At 28.0% G+C, this 3,118-nt stretch carries 4 protein-coding genes and 1 tRNA gene; all 5 read left to right on the top strand.

Features of this window, described 5'->3' with window-relative positions:
* Positions 1–120 precede the first annotated feature (120 nt).
* The 5 genes from COL3_RS25195 (at position 121) to COL3_RS25215 (ending at position 3,031) form a co-directional block, all read left to right on the top strand.
* On the top strand, positions 121–630 hold the full coding sequence (locus COL3_RS25195; protein WP_008426265.1) for an HD domain-containing protein: 510 nt from the start codon (positions 121–123) through the stop codon (positions 628–630).
* Positions 631–650: 20 nt separating this feature from the next.
* Entirely contained in the window at positions 651–1,172 is a 522-nt protein-coding gene (locus tag COL3_RS25200) for a transcription repressor NadR (protein ID WP_008426268.1), read from the top strand.
* A gap of 2 nt (positions 1,173–1,174) precedes the next feature.
* On the top strand, positions 1,175–2,569 hold the full coding sequence (locus COL3_RS25205) for an FAD-dependent oxidoreductase (RefSeq protein WP_008426270.1): 1,395 nt from the start codon (positions 1,175–1,177) through the stop codon (positions 2,567–2,569).
* A 16-nt stretch (positions 2,570–2,585) separates the two neighbouring features.
* On the top strand, positions 2,586–2,813 hold the full coding sequence (locus tag COL3_RS25210; protein ID WP_008426273.1) for a DUF1667 domain-containing protein: 228 nt from the start codon (positions 2,586–2,588) through the stop codon (positions 2,811–2,813).
* A gap of 127 nt (positions 2,814–2,940) precedes the next feature.
* Positions 2,941–3,031 (top strand) — tRNA-Ser (locus COL3_RS25215).
* Positions 3,032–3,118 lie beyond the last annotated feature (87 nt).

Raw genomic sequence — 3,118 nt, forward strand, 5'->3', positions numbered from 1 at the left:
AGAGCACCTGCCTTGCACGCAGGGGGTCAAGAGTTCGAATCTCTTTATCTCCACCAAATGAAAGTTATGAAGTAATTCATAACTTTTTTTGTTTATATAGTATTATTTAGGAGATATTTTATGATAATTTATAGAATTAAACAATTCTATTGGGCAGTAGAATCTTTGTATATTAATGATGATTTCGAAATATTAAATAAATATCTTAATGATTCTGAATTAAATTTATTTATGAAAATGTCAAAATCAGAAAGAAATCATTCAATAAGAGTATGTAAATCAGCAATGAAATATATTGATTGTAATAATGTATTACATATTAATAAGGATATTATGTGTAAGTGCGCATTACTACATGATATAGGAAAATCTAAAGCGAAAATTAATATATTATATAAAAGTATTGTTACTATTCTAAATAGTATTACTTGTGGGAAATTTTTAAAGTATAATAAAAATAAACGGGTAATTAACTATTATAATCATCCTCAAATTGGTGTGGGTTTATTGGAGAATATAGGTGTAAAAAATTTAGATATATTAAATTGCGTTAGATATCACCATAATAATAGTGGGGCAGAGAAAAATATATATTTAGAAATATTGATAATATGTGATAATTACAATTAGAATTAATATAGGAGGAGAATATGAATTCTATTGAGAGAAGAGAGTGTATAATAGAATTGCTATCAGAAAATAGCAATCCGTTAAAGGGGAGTATTATAGCAAAGAAATTTTCAGTAACTAGGCAAGTTATAGTAAAGGATATAGCTATTCTTAGAGCAAAAGGGAAAAATATAATAGCTACTCCCGATGGATATATAATTAATTCAAATGAACATAAAACTAGGTGTATTATTGCTGTAACTCATACTGAGGAAGAAATGTTCGATGAATTAAGTACTGTAATTAAATATGGTGGAACAATTGAAGATGTTATAGTTGAACATCCATTATATGGGGAAATAAAGGGAATGCTTATGATTAAAAATTACAATGAATTAAACAAGTTTATTCAAAAATATCAGCAACAAAGGGCAAAATTATTATCGGCATTAACAAATGGGGTCCATCTTCATACAATATCAGCAGAAACAGAAGAAGATATCAATTTAATTATAGAAGAATTAAAAAAACGTAATTTTATAGTTTCAGATTTGGAGGATTAGCAATGGATTATGATGTATTAATTTTAGGTGGAGGAATAATTGGATGTGCAGTTGCATATGAACTTTCTAAATATAATATAAATATTGCCTTAATTGAAAAGGATTATGATATAGCTAATGATATATCTTTTGCTAATGCTACAATTATTTATGATGGTTCAGAGACCTGCAATGAATATATGGCTAAGTTAGAGAATAGGGGAAATAGTTTAATTAAAAAGCATTGCCAGAAATTTAATATCATGTATAATAAGACAGGTTCATTAAGAATTTCACTTAAAGAAGATGAATACAGCATACTTGATAAAATGTATAAAGCTTCAAAAGAACATGGTATTAAGGGGGTACGCCTTATAGAAGATACTTCTGTTTATGATATAGAGCCCAATTTAAGAGCTGGTATAATAAAAGCCCTTTATTCTGAAAATACTGCGGTAATTTCGTCTTATAATCTAGCAGTTTCTTATGCAGAAGTAGCAGCAGATAATGGTGTTAACTTTAGATTAGAAGAAGAGGTTATAGATATTAAAACTATTTCTAAGGGATTTAAAGTGACTACAAATAAAAATAAGTTTACTTGTAAATTTGTAATTAATACAATTCCTAGTGAAATATTTAGTGATAAATCTTATGAAAATTTGATAGATGTAAAAAGCAAAAAGATGAAATATATATCGTTAAATGAGAAGTTTGAGAATAGTAAAAATACTATTATTATTAATGACGTTGATGAAGATACATTTCTAATAAACATACCAATGTCGCAAAAGGAGACCCTAATAGGAATAAAAAGTGATAACAACTTAGATTTAGAAAATGAATTAAAGCTATCAAGAGGAATTTCAGAGTATGTAAAAAAAGATTTAATAACTAATATATTTACTGAAACATATAGTGAAAATAGTATTGTTATGAATGATAGTAATCTTCAAGAAGGTTATATAAGGATTACTGGCAATAATTATGCTAAGGTCACAGTTGCACCAGCTATCGCTATAGATATAGAGGAAAAGCTTAAAACTAATATGAATATAACTAAAAAGAAGGATTACGTGGATAAGAAAAGAGAAGTATATATATTTAGGAATATGTCAAAGGAACAAAGGAATAAAATAATTGCTCTAGATAAAAGGTATGGAAACATCATATGTAGTTGTAATAACGTTTCTGAAGGAGAAATTATAGACTCAATAAGAAGACCGTTAGGCGCAAGAACTGTTGAAGGAGTAAAAAGACGTACGGGAATAGGCAGCGATAGTTGTAACGGATCGTATTGTAATATGAAAATTATAAAAATTTTGGCTAGAGAAATGAATAAGAGTGTTTTGAATATAGTAGATGATTCAATGGATTCTAGAATTTTGGTAGGACGTATTAAGGAATTTAATGAAATCTAATCAGGAGGAATTAAGTATGAATGATAGTGATATATTTACAAGTCTAGTTAGAATAAAAGGCAACATGAATTATAAAGTTGTATCGGTTAAAAGTAATAAACCCATAGAAAGAAACATGTGGAGAGAATTTTCCAAAGTTCTTAGTAGAATTTATGCAAGTTCGCCTATTAATATTGGAGATATTATCTGTAGAAATATACTAAATACTGGAATTGATATAATATGTACAAAAAAGATAGATTAATATATCCAAATTAACTAAGTAAATTTTAGTTAGGAATAAAGATCTAATATATAAAATTAATTAATTTATAATAAAATAGTTGACATAAATATAATTGCTTGATATAATCATATTTGTCGTGAGACGTGGAAAGATGGTCGAGTTGGTTTAAGGCACCGGTCTTGAAAACCGGCGTACGTGTGAGCGTACCTAGGGTTCGAATCCCTATCTTTCCGCCATTTTTTTGTCTAAAAATATTTTATAATAAGACACGTGGAGGATTACTCAAGTGGCTGAAGAGGCGCCCCTGCTAAGGGCGTAGGTCG

It is taken from the genome of Clostridium sp. LS, assembly GCF_002760435.1.
Classification (GTDB): Bacteria; Bacillota; Clostridia; order Clostridiales; family Clostridiaceae; genus Clostridium.